Source organism: Povalibacter sp., assembly GCF_036735925.1.
Classification (GTDB): domain Bacteria; phylum Pseudomonadota; class Gammaproteobacteria; order Steroidobacterales; family Steroidobacteraceae; genus Steroidobacter.
The window spans coordinates 24,732-41,896 of the sequence record NZ_DAINNK010000047.1 but is presented as its reverse complement, the minus strand read 5'-3'; the positions used below and the strand labels follow the sequence as shown (position 1 = coordinate 41,896).

15 protein-coding genes and 1 pseudogene are annotated in these 17,165 nt (G+C 63.5%); 5 read left to right on the top strand and 11 right to left on the bottom strand.

The annotated features are described in order from the left end of the window. Positions 1 to 102 precede the first annotated feature (102 nt). The 3 genes from V7D81_RS14870 to V7D81_RS14860 all read right to left on the bottom strand — a co-directional run bounded on the left by V7D81_RS14870 (position 103) and on the right by V7D81_RS14860 (position 2,603). Positions 103 to 582: a hypothetical protein gene (locus tag V7D81_RS14870; RefSeq protein ID WP_324317604.1), complete on the bottom strand. Its 480-nt coding sequence runs from the start codon at positions 580 to 582 to the stop codon at positions 103 to 105. An 84-nt stretch (positions 583 to 666) separates the two neighbouring features. Further along, the gene (locus V7D81_RS14865; protein ID WP_324317602.1) at positions 667 to 1,245 is read right to left on the bottom strand and encodes a hypothetical protein; all 579 of its coding nucleotides are present in this window, start codon (positions 1,243 to 1,245) and stop codon (positions 667 to 669) included. Between the two features lie 1,016 nt (positions 1,246 to 2,261). Continuing rightward, the gene (locus V7D81_RS14860) at positions 2,262 to 2,603 is read right to left on the bottom strand and encodes an HNH endonuclease (RefSeq protein ID WP_324317600.1); all 342 of its coding nucleotides are present in this window, start codon (positions 2,601 to 2,603) and stop codon (positions 2,262 to 2,264) included. Between the two features lie 339 nt (positions 2,604 to 2,942). Between V7D81_RS14860 and V7D81_RS14855 the strand changes: the two are divergent. Further along, positions 2,943 to 3,935, top strand: a pseudogene (locus V7D81_RS14855) (integron integrase); the annotation flags it as partial. Between the two features lie 81 nt (positions 3,936 to 4,016). Here the strand turns inward: V7D81_RS14855 and V7D81_RS14850 are convergent. The 3 genes from V7D81_RS14850 to V7D81_RS14840 form a co-directional block, all read right to left on the bottom strand. After that, positions 4,017 to 5,486, bottom strand: coding sequence for a DEAD/DEAH box helicase (locus tag V7D81_RS14850; RefSeq protein ID WP_324317598.1), 1,470 nt, complete (start codon positions 5,484 to 5,486; stop codon positions 4,017 to 4,019). Between the two features lie 217 nt (positions 5,487 to 5,703). Then, a complete protein-coding gene (locus V7D81_RS14845) occupies positions 5,704 to 6,333 on the bottom strand; it encodes a VOC family protein (RefSeq protein WP_324317596.1) in 630 nt (209 codons plus the stop codon). Between the two features lie 34 nt (positions 6,334 to 6,367). Further along, positions 6,368 to 6,829 (bottom strand): hypothetical protein, encoded by a 462-nt coding sequence (locus V7D81_RS14840; RefSeq protein ID WP_324317594.1) that lies wholly within the window; start codon positions 6,827 to 6,829, stop codon positions 6,368 to 6,370. 136 nt (positions 6,830 to 6,965) lie between these two features. On the opposite strand from V7D81_RS14840, the gene V7D81_RS14835 reads away from it, so the two are divergent. Continuing rightward, positions 6,966 to 7,379, top strand: coding sequence for a hypothetical protein (locus V7D81_RS14835; RefSeq protein ID WP_324317592.1), 414 nt, complete (start codon positions 6,966 to 6,968; stop codon positions 7,377 to 7,379). Positions 7,380 to 7,551: 172 nt separating this feature from the next. Here the strand turns inward: V7D81_RS14835 and V7D81_RS14830 are convergent, their stop codons facing one another. Genes V7D81_RS14830 through tagH form a run of 3 tightly spaced genes read right to left on the bottom strand, consistent with a single transcriptional unit; the run spans position 7,552 to position 11,531 of the window. After that, positions 7,552 to 9,462 (bottom strand): serine/threonine-protein kinase, encoded by a 1,911-nt coding sequence (locus V7D81_RS14830; RefSeq protein WP_324317591.1) that lies wholly within the window; start codon positions 9,460 to 9,462, stop codon positions 7,552 to 7,554. 45 nt (positions 9,463 to 9,507) lie between these two features. Continuing rightward, positions 9,508 to 10,245 carry a PP2C family protein-serine/threonine phosphatase gene (locus tag V7D81_RS14825; protein ID WP_324317589.1) on the bottom strand — a complete coding sequence of 246 codons (738 nt, stop codon included), beginning with the start codon at positions 10,243 to 10,245 and terminating at the stop codon, positions 9,508 to 9,510. 29 nt (positions 10,246 to 10,274) lie between these two features. Then, positions 10,275 to 11,531 (bottom strand): type VI secretion system-associated FHA domain protein TagH, encoded by a 1,257-nt coding sequence (gene tagH, locus V7D81_RS14820; protein WP_324317587.1) that lies wholly within the window; start codon positions 11,529 to 11,531, stop codon positions 10,275 to 10,277. Between the two features lie 193 nt (positions 11,532 to 11,724). Between tagH and V7D81_RS14815 the strand changes: the two genes are divergently transcribed. Both V7D81_RS14815 and V7D81_RS14810 read left to right on the top strand, forming a co-directional pair. Next, positions 11,725 to 12,303, top strand: a complete 579-nt coding sequence (locus tag V7D81_RS14815) for an SRPBCC family protein (RefSeq protein WP_324317585.1) — start codon at positions 11,725 to 11,727, stop codon at positions 12,301 to 12,303. Next, positions 12,303 to 13,085, top strand: coding sequence for a hypothetical protein (locus tag V7D81_RS14810; protein ID WP_324317583.1), 783 nt, complete (start codon positions 12,303 to 12,305; stop codon positions 13,083 to 13,085). Before V7D81_RS14815 ends, V7D81_RS14810 begins: the two co-directional genes overlap by 1 nt. A gap of 87 nt (positions 13,086 to 13,172) precedes the next feature. On the opposite strand, the gene V7D81_RS14805 is transcribed toward V7D81_RS14810, so the two are convergent. Together V7D81_RS14805 and V7D81_RS14800 are read right to left on the bottom strand one after the other, a co-directional pair. Beyond that, on the bottom strand, positions 13,173 to 15,662 hold the full coding sequence (locus V7D81_RS14805; RefSeq protein ID WP_324317581.1) for an ABC transporter permease: 2,490 nt from the start codon (positions 15,660 to 15,662) through the stop codon (positions 13,173 to 13,175). A 139-nt stretch (positions 15,663 to 15,801) separates the two neighbouring features. Next, the gene (locus V7D81_RS14800; protein ID WP_324317579.1) at positions 15,802 to 16,491 is read right to left on the bottom strand and encodes an ABC transporter ATP-binding protein; all 690 of its coding nucleotides are present in this window, start codon (positions 16,489 to 16,491) and stop codon (positions 15,802 to 15,804) included. A 96-nt stretch (positions 16,492 to 16,587) separates the two neighbouring features. Between V7D81_RS14800 and V7D81_RS14795 the strand changes: the two genes are divergently transcribed. Next, positions 16,588 to 17,160: an arylesterase gene (locus V7D81_RS14795; RefSeq protein WP_324317577.1), complete on the top strand. Its 573-nt coding sequence runs from the start codon at positions 16,588 to 16,590 to the stop codon at positions 17,158 to 17,160. The last annotated feature ends 5 nt before the right edge of the window (positions 17,161 to 17,165 follow it).

Genomic DNA, 17,165 nt, shown 5'->3' with positions numbered 1-17,165 from the left:
CCACTGCATTGTTTCCGAAGCTGACACCCTCAACGCTCTCCCTGAACGATCAAACCGCCTCGATGCCTACGACCTCATTCTTTCTGAGGCATAACGTTTGCGTTAAGGCGCGTGCGTCTTCGCACGTCGCCTCTTGAACGCATTGTTAGGGTTCTCCTGCAGTTTTTGCTGAGCTTGCACCACTTGCTCAAGTGTGAACTCGTTACAGCTCGCGCCCAAGAACTCCAAATAGGCATCAAACAGCCGCCACTGCCGCTCGGTGTAAGGAACCGTGGGTTCCCATCGATGTTCAGAGCTGAAGGCGAAGAGCAAGGCATCGGTGTAGTCCGACTCCGGTTCATTAATTGATCGAATGAGCCAGGCTGGCAGGTAGTACTGCTTTCCATCGTCTGAAAGTAGTGGCATGTCCCAACGATGCTTATCTAAGACACCGTCCGGAATGTTGAGCCATTCATACGGAGCAAGTGCAACGCGCAGTTCATCGCATTCAAGACATTCGTGCGGCGCTATGTCCGCTTCGACGGGCTTGCGCGACACTTTGAAAGCCGCGCCAACCTCAAGCTTGAGAGACTCCCGATCCATTTGCTCCTCTTAAGACCCTAACGCCACTGCTCAAGCGCGGCGTTTCTTAACGCCGTCGCGTGCAGCAGTTTGTTGGGCGTCATGTCACTGCCTGACATCTCTCAGTACTTTAGCAACGAGCTTTGAACCTTTGCCTGGACACATATCTGGATTGCTCGAAGAGAACGTGAAGCGCTGTCCGGCGAATACCCCGTCTACGGACATCCACTCACCGTCCATAACGCCACAACTGAGCGACTTTCCCGACAACTTGGATAGGGAGCCAAGCTCAGCCAATATCGTTTTCGTATTCTTCGAGCTCGAGGCTTTACAAGAACCACCAACAGGAGAGTGCTCGTTCTGTCGATAAGCAATGCGGCAGACCCACAAGCCTTGATTTGATATCACATAGCCCTTGGTTTCGTAGCCGATAGTACCGGGGTCGAAGTTGGCCCAGGAAATCCAGAATCGAATTTCGTCGGGACCTCCTTCCCGAAAAACGGCCAGCATAGATTTGGTCGCATACGCATCAACCTGTGCGCGCTTTTCGGCAAGCTCTGCCGCGCTATATGTGCTTACAGAATCTCTGCCAGAAATGTCTTCGACGTAGACGATCTCACCAGCCCACGCTGCATGCGAAAGAAGCACACAAATCGGGATCGCTGGCAGGAGGCGCTTTCGCATATTCACAATCAAACAGCCTTAAGATCGATTTGTCTCGCCCAACGCCGTGGGTAAGCCGCGAACAAGGTGCGTAGCACCTTGTGAGTCGGGTGCGCGCAGCGCACGAACTTGACCCACTTGTTAGGCATTCCCATTTCCGATCTCTCTAAGCAACTGACACCGCATGCTGACAACTAGCTCAGCAATGCCGTCTCGATCCGCCGTGTGGAACCACTCGCGTGCTCTGCCGGACCTTGCGTAGCGACGATCCATCTCAGAAAGAAGACAAAGTTCGAACGGTGCAAGATCCGGCGAGGCGAGTTCGATCAATGGCTGCAGAACGACTTCACCACCGAACGTTCTCTTGTACTCGGACCATCGCTTGAAAAAGCTCGATCGTGTAATCCCAACCTTGGTGTGCAACGCGTTTACAAGTGTCGTATGTCCCCGATAGGTGGGCTTCAACACCTCCGAAGTGGGAAATGCCAAGTACACGCCAGTGCCGTAGACGTTGATGTGTGCCGGACACCTGAAGCCTTCAGATCTCATGCTGCCTAACGCTCCGGCTGAGCCGAGAGCAAAAGCGCATCGCTTTTGCGAGTCGGGCGCGCCAGCGCGTACTCGAGCCGGTTGTTAGCCTGCACCAATCTTCCTCGATTTAGCCTTCTGCAACCTTGGCGTCGAAAGTCGAGCCGCAAGCGTTCCGATCAAGAAGCTCACTGGAAACACAACCAAGAAGAGTATGAGAGGGTGTGATAGACCGAAATTGTCCAGGAAGACGGCCAGTAGGACTGTGGCTGCCATTGCGGCGATGTATGCGACCCAACGCGCGAGCATTGGGATGTAGCTATGGCTTCGACAGTACTCACACTCAATGTGCCATGCGTAGTGCGACAGAGTCCTCCGCGGAATGAACTCCCAGAGACTGACCTTGATTGGGGAATTGCAGCTGGGACACAGATACATAAGGGCTAACGCTATTTCTCACGCGAGCGCGTCTTCGCGCGTCGCGTGCAGAAATTTGTTGGGCTCCGCGATCATGCTAAAGGAAGAAGCGGACGCTCAAGGTACCGAGGCATTACTTTCTCGGCCCATACCTTGTAGTAGTTGCGCCTGCTCTCAGCAACGTACTGCCGTTTTTTCTCAAGCATCTCTGCTCTTGACGCCTCTGGCGCAAATGTCATTCTGCTTGTCAGCGAGTTGCAGGAACCACAAGCCGCCACTCGATTGTTCGGTTCGTCTGTTCCGCCGCAGCTGCGAGGGCGGATGTGGTCGATCGAGAGTTGCATCCAGGCATCGAAGGTGCGCCCATCGAACCCACAGTACACGCACGTGAAGTGACATTTCTCGTACGTTGTTTCGTTTGATTCGGTGTTCATCTGCGTTCTCCTTATCTCCAAGCCCAACTAGATATAGACCGCCCCAGTCTGCCCAATCAACCTGCCGTCTGACAAATAACCTGGCACACCCCGACTTGCCAATACTCTGACCCGCCACGAGTTATGTCGCAGGCTGCGATCTAACAGCCCCATCAAACTCAGGAAGATCCAGCGCCTGGGTGCACAGCTTGTTCATGGACAACGTCATGAAGACTCCGATCAACCTGTGAACGACGGATAACCTGTCGATCGACAATGACGCAAGTAGCTGGCCGACGTTGACTTGTTTATTGATAACTGTATATAAACACAGATTCAACAGACACAGCACGGATGCTCATGAAATACCGATCGCCGGAACGGCCGCCGCTGCAGTCGCGTCGTCTGCTCGATCAGATCCGCGAGCGCGTTCGCTACATGCACTACAGTCTTCGCACTGAAGAGTCGTATGTGTACTGGGCGCGGCGTTTCATCAAGTTTCACGGGTTGCGACATCCGCGCGACCTGGGGCAGGCCGAAGTCGAACGGTTCCTGGCGTATCTCGCAACCCAGAAGAACGTTGCACCCTCGACGCATCGGCAGGCGCTGTCGGGCCTGTTGTTCCTGTATCGACAGGTACTCGATATCGAGCTGCCCTGGATGAGCGAAATCGGGCGACCGCGGGTGAGGGATCGCATTCCGGTCGTGCTGTCACGCATGGAAGTCGCCCGCCTGCTGCAGGAGATGGGAACGAGCGATCGGCTGATCGGCCAGGTTCTCTACGGCATGGGCCTGCGGCTGATGGAGTGCCTGCGTCTGCGCATCAAGGATGTCGATTTCGATCGCAAGATCGTGATCGTGCGGGAGGGCAAGGGATCGAAGGATCGCGTGGTCATGTTGCCCGCGGCGCTCATGCAGCCGCTGCGGGAACAGATCGCGCATTCGCGCGCCCTCTGGGCGGAGGATCGGGCGGCCGGTCGTGCCGGCGTCTGGTTGCCGGATGCACTTGCCCAGAAATACCCGCGTGCGCCGGCTTCCTGGGCATGGCACTGGGTTTTTCCGGCACCGCATGTGTCGACCGATCCGCGCAGCGGCATCTGCCGGCGGCATCATCGTTTCGAGCAGACCGTGGGCCGCGCGATCTCCCGGGCGGTGGCTCGCGCCGGCCTGGAAAAGAAGGTCACGGCGCACACGTTGCGTCACTCGTTCGCAACGCATCTGCTCGATTCGGGAGTGGACATCCGTCGCGTGCAGGAACTGCTCGGACACACCGACGTGAGCACGACGATGATCTACACACACGTGCTGTCATCGTCTGCTGCCGGCACGGCCAGCCCGATCGACGCGCTTCCCTGTGTGCCGATATTGCCTCCAGAGACAGACGAGGTGCGCGAGCCGCGACTGCACTACGGCTCACGCACCGATTACCGGCTCTTATCTGCGGCCCTGATTCCCGCTGCGCCATTGTCCACGGCCACCGCGCTGACCGGGGCGGCTGTGCCCTTGTGACTGGGGCTGCCGGTTCTGCGAGTTGCCGGCGCCGCGACCGAACGAAGCACTGCGCTGCGATTCCTGCCGATGCGCGCTATTGCCGTTCTGCGGACGACCGCGGCGAGCGTTCTGATTGCCGCCATCGAATCCCTGACGATTCGAGTCCGAGGGATACGCCGTGTTGCTGTTCGACCGCGGCTGGCGCTCGCGCTGTTGCTGGCGCCGCGGATCCTGATGCGGCTTGTATTCCTGCGGCTCGCGCGGCGCGACGCTGCGGCCGGCGGGCGGTTCTGAAATCTGCGGAATCGGCAGTTGCGACACGCGCTTGCCGATCACGCGCTCGATGTCCTTCAGCAGTCCGGTTTCATCCGGCGCAACAAGCGACAGCGCAACACCCGTGGCGCCGGCGCGGCCGGTGCGGCCGATGCGGTGCACGTAGTCTTCCGGCACGTTCGGCAGCTCGTAGTTGACGACGTGCGGCAGCTCCTTGATGTCGAGGCCGCGGGCGGCGACTTCGGTGGCGACGAGCGCACGGATGTTGAAGCCCTTGAAGTCCGCCAGCGCTTTGGTACGCGCCGACTGGCTCTTGTTGCCGTGAATCGCCGCGGCTTCGATGCCGTCGTCCTGCAGCTGCTTGGTGAGGCGATTGGCGCCGTGCTTGGTGCGCGTGAACACCAGCACCTGGTTCCAGTCGCCCTGGCGGATGAGATGCGAGAGCAGCGCGCGCTTGCGATCCTTCTGAATCATGTAGGCGCCCTGTTCGACTGTCTCGATGGCGGCGTTGCGGCGCGCGACTTCGATTTCGACCGGCTGCTTCAGCAGGCCCTGCGCGAGGCGACGGATGTCGTCGGAGTAGGTCGCGGAGAACAGCAGGTTCTGGCGCTGCTGCGGCAACAGCTTGATGACGCGGCGGATGTCGGCGATGAAGCCCATGTCGAGCATGCGGTCGGCTTCGTCGAGCACGAGGATCTCGACCGAACGCAGATCGACGTTGCCCTGCTGCGCATGATCGAGCAGCCGGCCCGGCGTGGCGACGAGGATGTCGACACCGCGACGCAGTGCGTCGATCTGCGGATTGATGCTCACGCCGCCGAAGATGGTGATCGTGCGCAGCTGCAGATACTTGCCGTAGCTCTTGATGCTGTCGGCCACCTGCGCAGCGAGTTCGCGTGTCGGCACCAGCACGACGGCGCGCGGCGCGCGCGACGGATTCTGTTGTGCCTGCAGGCGCTGCAGCAGCGGCAGCGTGAAGCCGGCCGTCTTGCCCGTGCCGGTCTGCGAACCGGCGAGAATGTCGCGGCCGGCGAGAATTTCAGGAATGACCCGCGACTGGACGGGCGTCGGTTGTGCGTAGCCGCGATCAGAAAGCGCGCGCACGAGTTCGGGCATCAGCCCGAGCGAAGCGAAAGGCATATATATGTGTTCCTCTACCGCACCTGCTCGCGAGCCTTGCGGTCGCGGGTCCAGTAAAGGCGGGAGACAAGTTCGAGGACGGCGAGGCCGTTTGATTCTCGAGAAATGAACGAGCTGACCGGACGGCAGCTTGTATAGGCGGCGCGGACTGTACAGGGATCCGCGGCAAATTGCACTGAGGCATTGCCTGAGCCCCGCCAGCGGAGCGTGACGCCGCCTACTTGCGCGTCTGCGCCATGATGGCCAGCAACCGTCCCTCGGGATCCTTGAAGAACGCCATCCATTCTTCCGTCCCGTCCGCGTGCTGGTGAATCCGGTGCGGTGCGGCCTCGAATACGACGCCTCGTTCGGCCAGCTCGCGATAGGCAAGCTGAATGTCCGGCACCCGCAGATACAGAATCGATTCGTCCGCTTTGACACCATGCATCGCGTTGAGCATCAGGCGGGTGCCGCCGCAGTCGAAGAAAGCCAGATTGCCGAAGGTGTACAGGTGAGGTAACCCCAGCACGCGTCCGTACCAGTCCGACGACTCCTGCACGTCGCGCACCGATCGCGCGATCTGGCCGATGGCGCCGAGTTGAAACTGCTGTGTCATGGCATCGCTCCTTGCTGCAACCGCGCTGTCGCGAGGTACGCCGAACCACCGCCGCAAGTCGTCGCGACCGTGCAGCCCGATCTTGTCGCGAATGTTCCGCACGTGGTACTTGATGGCATCGATACTGACGGCGCGACGTCGCGCGATCTCGCTCGTGGTCATACCGTGCTGCAGGGCATGCAGCGTGCGCCACTCCGCCGGCGTGAGTACGTCGTCATGCGCGGGCCGTCCACGTCGCCGGCGTTTACTCATGTGCACAGCCTAGCGTTCGACGACGCAAATTTCCCTACCCCTCGGCGCTCGCCCGCCGCGTGGCCAGCGCAATGGGCAGCGCCATCAGGAACATGTGTACCAGCAGGTTGAGCGCGAAGAATCCGGGACGGAACACGAACGGATGCGGATAGGCCGACAGCGGCAGCACCACGAACTGCATGAACGGATAAAGAAACGCGCCGTACAGCACGGCGGCGAGAACGGGCTGGCGGACCAGCCAGATCCAGCGGCGGCTGACCAGGAAAAACGCGGCGGCCATGAGCAATGCCATGCAGAAGTGCAGTACGAAGCCGAGCACGGCCGTCGGCACGCCGCCTTCGTAAGCAGCAGGGCCGAGCAGGCCTGTCGCCACCGACTGCAGCAGCCGCAGGGGCGGCGTGCCGCGCATCGCGGAAATCACGATGGCGTAAGTGAGATCGAGCGATCCGCCGATGGCGCCGCCGACCAGCGTGGCAAAAGCAAAGGGTCGTCGCATTCCGGTCCCCCGTTGTTCGCGTGCGGGGATCTTCGGTACTCGGGCTGCATACGGCAAGCTGCCGACGCGGCGCTGATTGGTATTTGCTGCGTTGCTGGGCCAACATGACGAGGCATCGACAGAGGAGCACCGGCCAATGCGCAACGAGAGTCATCGAACGCCATCCAGTCTGTTGCTGGCGGCCGTGATCGCGCATGTCGTCGCGACGCTGATTCATTTCGTCCACAACGCCGTCTTCCTCGCCGACTATCCGAATCTGCCGGCGTGGCTCACCGCCGGCGGCGTCTATGCCTCCTGGATCGTGCTGACTGCCGTCGGGCTCCTCGGGCTGGCGTTGCTGCGCTACGTCGCCGTTCCGCTGGGACTCGGCGTGCTGGTGCTTTATGCGCTGCTGGGATTCGGCGGTTTCGATCACTACACCGTCGCGGCGATCTCGGCACATACCACGGCAATGAACCTCACGATCCTGTTCGAGGCCGTCACAGGGTCGATACTGCTGGTGATCGTCGCGCGCGAGTACCTGCAGTACCGGCATGTCGACGCGCGTTGAAAGACGCTAGCGCGAACGGCACCGAATCCGCGCGCGGCGGTCGGAAGATCTGGAGTGGACGGATGGTCGTGATCATTGGGAGAGCACTCTCTTCTGTAGGTCAGGCTTCAGCCTGACAGGTTGATGGCCGGCTGAAGCCGGCCCCACAGGAAGAGAGAAGAAAGGCACGCGCCTACTTCGCCGCCTCGACGACCGGCGAATACTTCAGGAAATAGTCCGAGCGTCCCTGCATGTACGTCGCTGCCTCGCGGCGGCGCTCGGCATCGGTACCGGCCGCATCGAGCATGGCATCGCCCGCCTTGCGCAGTGCCTTCACCGCATCGCGGTTGCGCGGGTGCAGGCTGTACGCAGCCGCGTAGAACTCGATCGCATCGTTGAGTGCCGCGGAATTGCCGTCGTTCCTGAAGAACGTCCAGGCCTTGTCGCCTTCGTTCATCGCATCCAGAAATCCCTGCTGCGTCTCCTGCGGCAGCTGCGCGAACGGAATCGCCGGGCTCGTCTCCAGATAGTTCTGGTACCAGAGATAACCCGCCGTGATCGCAAGCACCGCGGCGACTGCGATCGACACCTTCTGCAGCGTCGAGACGCCGCGGAACAGCTTGAGGAATTCGCCCGCGTCCTTCGGCCGCTGCTTGCGATCGAACGACAGGCAGCGCTCGAGCGCGCGCGCTTCGCGCAGCTTGAGGCCCTTGAGCGGCGGCGGCTTGATGCCGAGCTTGCGCGCGGCCGGCGCGCCGTGGCGCTGGTACGGGTGAAAGCCAGTGATGAGTTCGTAGCCGATGATGCCGAGTGCGTACAGATCGTCGGCGGGATGCGGATCGACGCCGTCGATCATTTCGTCGGTCGCATACGCTTCGGTGTAGGCGCCGAGGCTGCCGGCGTCGAACACGTCGTCCTTGTTCTCCGCCGTGATGGAACTCGGCACGGCGCGCGCGATGCCGAAGTCGAGAATCTTGGGCGTGCCATCCTCGCCAATGAAGACGTTGCCGGGCTTGAGATCGGAATGCACGATGCCCTTGCGATGCGCATAGGCGAGGCCTTCGGCGATGCCGCGAATGATCGGCAGCGCGACTTCGGGCTTCACGCCCTTGCCGCGCGCTTCGCGCACGATCGCCTCGAGCGGCCGGCCCTTGAGCAGCTCCATCGTCATGTAGACGGTGTCGCCGTCGCGGTCGAAATCGAAGACTGTGACGACATTCGGATGCGCGAGCGTCTGCGCCTTGCGCGCCTCGCGCTGCAGGGCGATGAACGATTGCGGATGCCGTTCGAAGTCGGCGTTCAATACCTTGAGGGCGACGCGCGGATTCGGGTCCTGCGCCTCCTCCTTGCGGCGATCGATGGCGCCGAACACCAGGCCCATGCCGCCCTTGCCCAGCAGCGATTCCAGCACGAAGCGCCGCTTGATGATGGAGCCGGGCTGCAATACGCCGTGGCGTGGTTCGTCGACCTCGTCGAGCGATTGCACCAGTCGTTCGCTGATGACCTGCGTCTTGTCCGATGACTGCAGGGTCGCGGTGTAGTTGCCGGCCATCGCCTGCGTGCCGAGTTCCATCTGCACCGTGCGTGCCGCGGTCGGCGGAAACGGCCGCTCGGTGCGCAGCGTGGCGTCGGGATCGGCGGGCTGTGCGACGGTCGGTTCGCTGACCTGCGTCGGCGGCGGCATGCGCAGCGTGTCGCCACCAGGCCGCATCTGCGTATCGTCGGACTCGCTGGGTTCGGGCCGCACCAGTGTCTTGGCAAAAGGCGGTGTCACGGCCTGGGTCGGCTCGGCCACCCGCGTCGCAGGCACCGTGGGCGGGCGCATGGACGTGGTGTCGGGATCGATCTCGGTCGCCTCCGCCATGGCGACGGTCCTGTCGGCGAGTTCGCGAACCGTGCGTTCGATGCCGGCCAGCAGCGCGCGCCCGGCAGCGTTCGTGAGCCGACCTGCAACGACATCGCTCTGCACCCGCGCGATCAGTACGCGCGCTTGCGAGGGTTCCTCGCGCACGAGCCGTTCGATGCCGGCGACCGCGCCCGCTTCGTCCAGGGTGCCGCGCGCGAATTCCACGAGCAGTTGTTCGATGGTGTGGGAGACGGCCATGGCGTGGTGACTGCAACCTGCGGCGCCGCTCGCCGCAGCGCGAGTTTACGTCGCTTCGATCACGACGACAGTGACGTTGTCGCGGGCGCCGGCGGCGAGCGTCGCATCGATGAGCGCCTGCGCCGCGTCCTGCACCGTGCCCTCGCCGAGCAGGGCGGCGATGCGATCCGGCGGCAATTCGCGCGTCAGGCCGTCCGAGCACAGCAGGTAACGGTCGCCGAGCCGTACGCGATCGCGGCGCACGTCGAGCACCAGCGTCTGTTCGCCGCCGACGGCGCGCATGATCGAGTGGTCGAGTTCCTCGACTTCTTCCGAACCGTACATCGGCGCGATCTGCGCCGCCCAGGTGTGATCGGTCGTCATCTGCGCCAGCTGGTCGTGGCGCAGGCGATAGACGCGACTGTCGCCGGCCCAGAGGATGGCGCACGCCGTTCGCTGCACCGCGAACACGACGACCGTGCTGCCGCTCTGCACCGGATTGATGGGGCGGATCGCGGCGGCGTACAGACGCGTGTTCACTTCGCTGGCGCGGCGCTGGATGTCGTCGAGCGTGCCGTCGAGCTTGCTGGCGGGCGCGATGGCGGCGAGCGCGTCGCAGACCATGCGGCTGGCGACATCGCCCTCCATGTGGCCGCCCATGCCATCGGCCACGGCCCAGAGGCCGGCATCGGCGCGATCGACGAATCCATCCTGGTTCGATTCGCGGACCTTGCCCGTGTGCGTCAGCGCCGCGGACACGTAGACCGGATGGATGTCTTCTTCGACCAGGGTGTCTTCGAGCAAGCGGTTATCCCCGGCGCGTCCTGCGCCTTTCAGCGTTTGCGGCCGCGCGATTTCAGCCGTTCGATCTGCTCTTCGTAGGCCTTCGCAAACGCGTTGCCGAACAGCGCGCGGAAACTGTCGTCCGCGTCCTTGATGGTCTCGCCGTATTTCTCGCGATACAGATCCCAGTAGCGCAGCTTCGCCGGCACGCCGAGGATCGAGCCCTTCTTCATGTGGCGGTCGAATTCCTCCTGCAGCCGGTTGGGATCGAACTGCGCCAGCATCGTTTCGAACGCGAGGCGCATCGCGGCCAGCACGGCGGTCTGGTGATCGCGCACGTCCTGCAGCGCTTCGGCAAAGGCTTCGGTGGGTTCGAGATACGCGGCGTTCTGGCGCACCAGCAGGTTGTGGAAGGCATCCTCCACATTGGCGGAAAACTTGAGCGGGTTGTTGTTCGAGGCTTTGAAGGTGGTGCTGCGGATGTGCAGGTCTTCCTTCAGCTGGTCGCGGGCGCGCAGCACTTCCATCAATCCGCCGACGGTCACGCGCAGGATGTCGCCGCAGGTACGGGCGAGTTCGTCGGAGGGATCGACGTCCGCGACGCCTGCCGCTTCGAGCAGCTTGAGCATCGGATTCGAATCGTCGGCATCGCTGCTACGCGCAGGCGCGGCTTCGCGGACCGGCGGGGGTTTCGGTTCCTCGCGGCGCGGCGGCGGTGGACGCACGGCGACGACTTTCGGTCGCGGCGGTTCGGGCGACGGATCCGGCAGCTGCATTTCGCTCAGGCCGAACCACTGCGTTTCATTGCTGCGGTCGACGACGTCTTCCTTCGGCGCGCGTGCCGCCATGCTCGCGGTGCGATCGTCATCGGGCGGCGCGACTGGAATCTCGGGCGCGCGGACGCGTCGCTCCGGCTTCGGCGCCTTGTCGCGATCGACACGGCCCTGCAATGCAGCCAGCGGATCCTTCGACTCGGCTTCGGCCGCCGATTCCTTCTCGATCGACACCTTGATCTCGTAGGCATCGATGTAGAGCACGTCGCCGTTCTTGAGCGCGTGCGCCTGCGTTCTGGACAGTCGCGAATCGGGCGAATTGACGAAGACGCCGTTGGTGCTGGTGTCTTCGACGAAGAAACGGCCGTTGAGATAGCGCACCAGCGCGTGCCGGCCGGAAACGTAAGGGTCGGGCAGCACCCAGTCGTTGTCGGGCAGGCGCCCGATCGTGCCGCCGATCGCATGGAACACCTTGCGCCGCCCGGCGCCGAGCTGCGTACCCTGTTCTCCTATCACTTCCAGCGTCAGGATCATGCAGGCTTAGTAAACGAATGTTTTCGGGCTTTCAACACGGGGCAAACCGCTGCTGTGTCCCCGCGGCCGGCCGGTCATTGTTCGTTTAAATCGCCGGCGCGCTGCAATGGACTAAAGCCCCAGTCGTGGCAGTATCCGGCGGCGGCGCGGGCAATAATGCGCCCCAGCACACAATTCATTGCGGGAAAAACTGATGGGTTGCGCAGTTGCGAAGCCGGTCCGCCTCCTGGTTCTTCTGCTGGTCGGGCTGGCCGGCCCCTGGGCCATGGCCGACGACGACCCCGGTACACAGGTCACCGAAGGGTTCATCAATGCCCCGGTCGCGGAAGTCTGGCGACTGTTCACCACGGCCGACGGCTACCGGACGCTGGGCGTGACCCGGGCCGAGGTCGACCTGCGCATCGGCGGCCTGATCCGCAGTCATTATGGAGCCGACGGCAGGCTCGGCGACGCCGAGACCATCGTCAATGAAATCCTCGCCTACGAGCCGGAACGCATGCTGGCGATTCGCATCAGGCAACCGCCCGCGAGCTTCCCGTATCCGCAGGCAGTGCCGGGAACCTGGACCGTGATCCATTTCACGCCGTCCGGTACGGACATGACGCATGTTCGTATCGTCGCTCTGGGCTATCGCGACGATCCGCAATCGCAGGCCATGCGCAAGTTCTTCGCCGAGGGTAATCGCTGGACGCTGGATCAGGCCGCCAAGCCGTACTGGCCCAAGTGCAAGCTGTGTGCGGCCGAGCCGCCCCAGGACGCCGGAAAGCCGTGATGGACCTCAAGTACATCCAGAACGAACACATCGTCGATCGCTATCTCGCGGGCGAACTCACCGTGCGCGAGGCGCGCGAGTTCGAGCAGTACTGTCTCGAGAATCCGGCCTTCCTCGGCAAGCTGCCGATTCCGGTGCGCCTGAAGGCACGGCTGGCGCGCAAGCCGCTGGAAGCGAGCGAGACCGGCATGTTTCCGGCGATTCCTTCCAGCGCCACGCGCGCCGCGCTCGAAGCGAACGACGAAGGCTTCGATGCCGAGGAAGAAGACGAGAAGTGGGAACGCAGCCGTCCTGCGGCGGCTGGCGGCAACCGGCTGGTCGTCATGGGCCTTGCGATCGCGCTGATCGCCGCGCTTGGCGGACTGGTCGCCTATGGCATGTACGCCGCGTCGCTGTCGGACAAGCTGCAGGACACGCAGCGTCAGATCAAGGTCACGTCGATGCAGGCACCCGCGGCGGCCCAGACGTATCGGTTGCAGCTCGTGAATTCGAAGCCCGCCGGCCCGACGCTCGCGCTCGGCTGGATGCAGCCGCCGCAGCTGCTGACGCTGGTGATCGACGCGCGCGAAGAAACGTTCGCGACCTACGAGATCACCATCGACAGGTCGGACGGCACGCGCGTGATGCAGATGAAGCGCATCGCACGCGACTCGAACAAGGAAGTGACGTTCGGACTCAACTCGTCGGCCTTCGGTCCGGGCGAGTATGTGCTGAAGGTCGAAGGGTATACGTGGCGCGGCGAGCGCAAGCCGGTGGGCTGGGCGAGTCTGGGATTGGAATGACTGTGAGTTCTGTCTGTGGGGCCGGCTTCAGCCGGCCTTTTCGGAGTCAGGCTGAAGCCTGACCTACAGGAAGAGGCGGACGCAGCTTCATCCGCCGCGCAGCGTCGCCACCGGCGGATGATTCACGACGGAGCGCGTCGCCAGTGTTCCGCTGATCCCGACCAGCAATGCACCCGAGACGAGTCCGACGATCCACACCAGCGGATCGGGCGAATATTTCAGGTTGAACAGCCGCGTCGCCAGAAAGTAGCCCGCCGCGGATGCACCGCAGGCCGCGAGCACGCCGGCCAGCAATCCCAGGGTCGTGAATTCGGCGGCAACACCCTGCAGCACGGTCATGCGGCTGGCCCCGAGCGTGCGCAGCATCGCGCTTTCGTAGCGACGTTCGTCGCGCGTGGCCTGGATCGCCGCCAACAGCACGGTGATGCCGGCGAGCAGCGTGAAGCCGAAAACGTACTGCACGGCCAGCACGGCCTTGTCCATCACGCCGCGCACCTGCGTCAGGATCGCTTCGAGATCGATGGCGACGACTTCGGGAAACTGCCGCGTGAAGTCGCTCAGCATCGGGCGCTGTTCGCCTGGAATGTGCACGCTCGTGATCAGCGTGCCGGTGGCCGAATCGAGCACGCCCGGCGAAAACACCATGAAGAAGTTGGGACGGAACGAATCCCACTTCACTTCGCGGAAACTGGTGACGCGCGCATTCACGGTTTCGCCGGCGACGTCGTAGGTGAGTACGTCGCCGAGTTTCAGGCCGAGCGACTTCGCCAGCTCGATCTCGACGGACACCTGCGGATCGCCGCCCGTGTCCGCCGACCACCACTGTCCGGCGACGATGCGGTTGTCGGACTGCAGCTCGCGCGCCCAGGTGAGGTTCGCCTCGCGATCGAGAAAGTCGCGCGCCTGTTCGTTCGTCGTGTTGAGTTGCGCCGTGTCCTGCTGGTTGATGCCGGTGAGTCGCGCGCGAATCATCGGCACGAGCGTCGGTACCGCAATGCCGCGCTCCGCCAGGAACTGCTGCACCGGTTCGCCCTGATCGGGGCGCATGTTCATCATGAAGTAGTTGGGCGCATCGGCCGGCAGGCTGGCGCGCCAGTCCTGCATCAGGTCGTTGCGTACCAGTGCCAGCAGCAGCAGCACCATGAGGCCGAGCCCGAAGGCGACGATCTGGATGACGCTGTCGCGACCGCGACGCGCGATGTTGGCCATGCCGTAACGCCACGCCACACCGACGCTGCCGCGCAGGCGCGACAGCACGCGCACCAGCAGCCAGCCGGCGAGCATCAGCACGGCGAAGGTCGCGGCGGTGGCGACGACTACGTACGTCAGCAGCTTTGCATCGCGTAGCAGCCAGCCGAGCAGTGCGAGCAACGCCGCGATGGCGGTTCCGTACACCGTCGCATAGCGCAGCGGCGGCGGTTCCAGGTTCCGCCGCAGCACGCGCGCCGGCGGCACACGCTGCAATTGCAGCAGCGGCGGCAGCGCGAATCCGATCAGGATCAGCACCGACGTCATGACGCCGAGCCACATCGCATCGAGCGCCGGCGGCGGCAGTACGCCGCGCACCAGATCCTTCAGCAGCACGCCGATCGCCGCCTGCGCGCCATAACCGATGGCCGTGCCAACGATGCCGGCGAGCAGGCCGATGGCGAGCAGTTCGTACACGCTGATCTGCAGCACCAGCGATTGCGGCGCGCCCATGCTTTTCATCAAGGCCACGGTGTCGAGGTGTCGTGCAACGTAGCGGCGCGCCGCGATGGCGACGGCAATCGCGGCGAGCAGCAACGTGACCAGCGCCGACAGATTGAGGAATCGGCCGGCGCGGTCCATCGCCGACTGGATCTGCGGGCTGGCCTCGTCCAGATCGACGATGCGCTGACCGGGCTTCTTGCGGGCCGTCAGTTCCTGCTTGAGCGAGGCGACGGCGGCCGTTTCGCCGGCGAAGAGTGCGGCATACGTGACGCGGCTCCCCGGCTGCACCAGACTCGTCGCGGGCAGGTCTTCGAGCCGCATGAGCAACGACGGCGCCAGATCGACGAAGGCCGCCCCCTGGTCGGGCCGGTAGTCCAGCACCTTCGTGATCGTGAACTCGGCACTGCCGACACTCACGCGGTCGCCGACTTCCGCACCGAGCTGCGCGAGCAGTCGCGCCTCCGGCCAGATTTCCATCGGCCCGGGCAGCGTGTTCACTTCATACGCCGTGCCGAACGGCTCGTCCGCCACCTTCACGCGGCCACGCAGCGGATAGTTTGCGGACACGGCACGAAGCGCACTCAGCGCGCTGTCTTCGCCGAACATGGCGACGGTGGGAAACGTCGCCAGCTCCGCGGTCGCGAGTCCCTTGGCGCGGGCCAGCTCGAAATACTCGCGATCGATTTCGTTCGACGAACGCACGCGCAGATCGGCCGCCAGCACTTCGCCCGCCTGCTGCTCCACCGCGCGACTGACCCGGCTGGTAAAGAATCCCACCGCCGTGAGCGCCGACACCGCCACGAGCAGCGCGAGCAACAGCACGCCGAGTTCGCCCGACTTCGCGTCGCGCACCAGCGCCAGCAGTGCGAGCTTCAGGGCCTTCATGACTTCGTCCTGCCGAAGACGAAGAGAAGAAGATTCTCCACGGGGGACACGGGGAGCACGGGGACAAGAGATTTTTCTGCTCCGAACCCCGTGCTCCCCGTGTCCCCCGTGGAGAATCTTCTTTCTTCTGTGTTCGCTCTCACGCCACCACCCTCCCCGCCTCGATGCGCACGATACGACCGCAGCGCTGCGCGATGGCCTGGTCGTGCGTGACGATGACGAGTGTGGTCTGGGCTTCGCGATTCAGGTCGAACAGCAGTTCGATGATGCGCTCGCCGGTGGCGGCGTCGAGGTTGCCGGTCGGCTCGTCGGCGAACAGCACGGCCGGGCGCGTGACGAAGGCGCGTGCGATGGCGACGCGCTGCTGTTCGCCGCCCGACAGTTGCCGTGGATAGTGACCGAGACGATGCGACAGGCTCACACGCGACAGCACGTCGCGGGCGGCGTCGCGCGCATTGGGCTGGCCTGCGAGTTCGAGCGGCAGCATCACGTTCTCGATGGCCGTCAGCGACGGCACGAGATGAAAACTCTGGAATACGAAGCCGACGTGCCGGGCGCGCACGGCGGCGCGGCCGTCCTCGTTCAGGGCGCTGATTTCCGCGCCGTTGAGCCAGATCCGCCCGCTGGAGGGTTCATCGAGACCGGCGAGCAAGGCGAGCAGCGTCGATTTGCCCGCGCCGGACGCGCCGACGATGGCAAGCGTTTCGCCCGCGGCGATCGCCAGATCGACTTCTTCCAGTATGGTCAGCGTTCCCTCGGGACTGCTAACCTGCCTGCTGATCTTTTCTGCCCTGAGAACTGTTGTGGGAACCGTGGTGCCGCTGCTCATGCTGTGTTCTGGATCGATCGATTGACGATGACGGCTGTGAAATCGCTACTACTTAGGTGCGCACTCGCGATTTGGTTCGGATGGCTGTCGCTGCCGGTGGCTTCCGCCGCTGCAGCCGCGCCGGTCATTCTCGTCCTCGGGGATAGCCTGAGTGCCGGTTACGGCGTCAGCGTCGATGCAACGTGGGTCGCACTGCTGCAGCAGCGTCTCGCGAAGCAAGGGTACGGGTACCGCGTGGTCAATGCCAGCGTGAGCGGCGAGACGACCGGCGGTGCCCGGGCGCGCCTGCCGCGAGCGCTGGAGCTGCACCAGCCGGCGCTGGTGGTGATCGAACTGGGCGGCAACGACGGCCTGCGCGGACTGCCGTTGAAACAGGTGCGCGCCAATTTCGAAGCGATGCTGTCGCAGGCTCAGGCGGCGGGCGCGCGCGCCGTGCTGGTGGCGATGCGTATTCCGACGAACTACGGACCTGCGTATACCACTGCCTTTCACGCCATCTACGGCGAGCTCGGGCAGAAGTATTCGGTGCCGGTCATCGATGGATTCATGGAAAGCGTCGCGCTCGACGATGCATTGATGCAGGCCGACGGCATTCATCCGAATGCAAAGGCACAGCCGGTCCTGCTCGATGTCATCTGGCCGACAGTTTCGCGTCAGCTCAAGAAGTAGGCTGA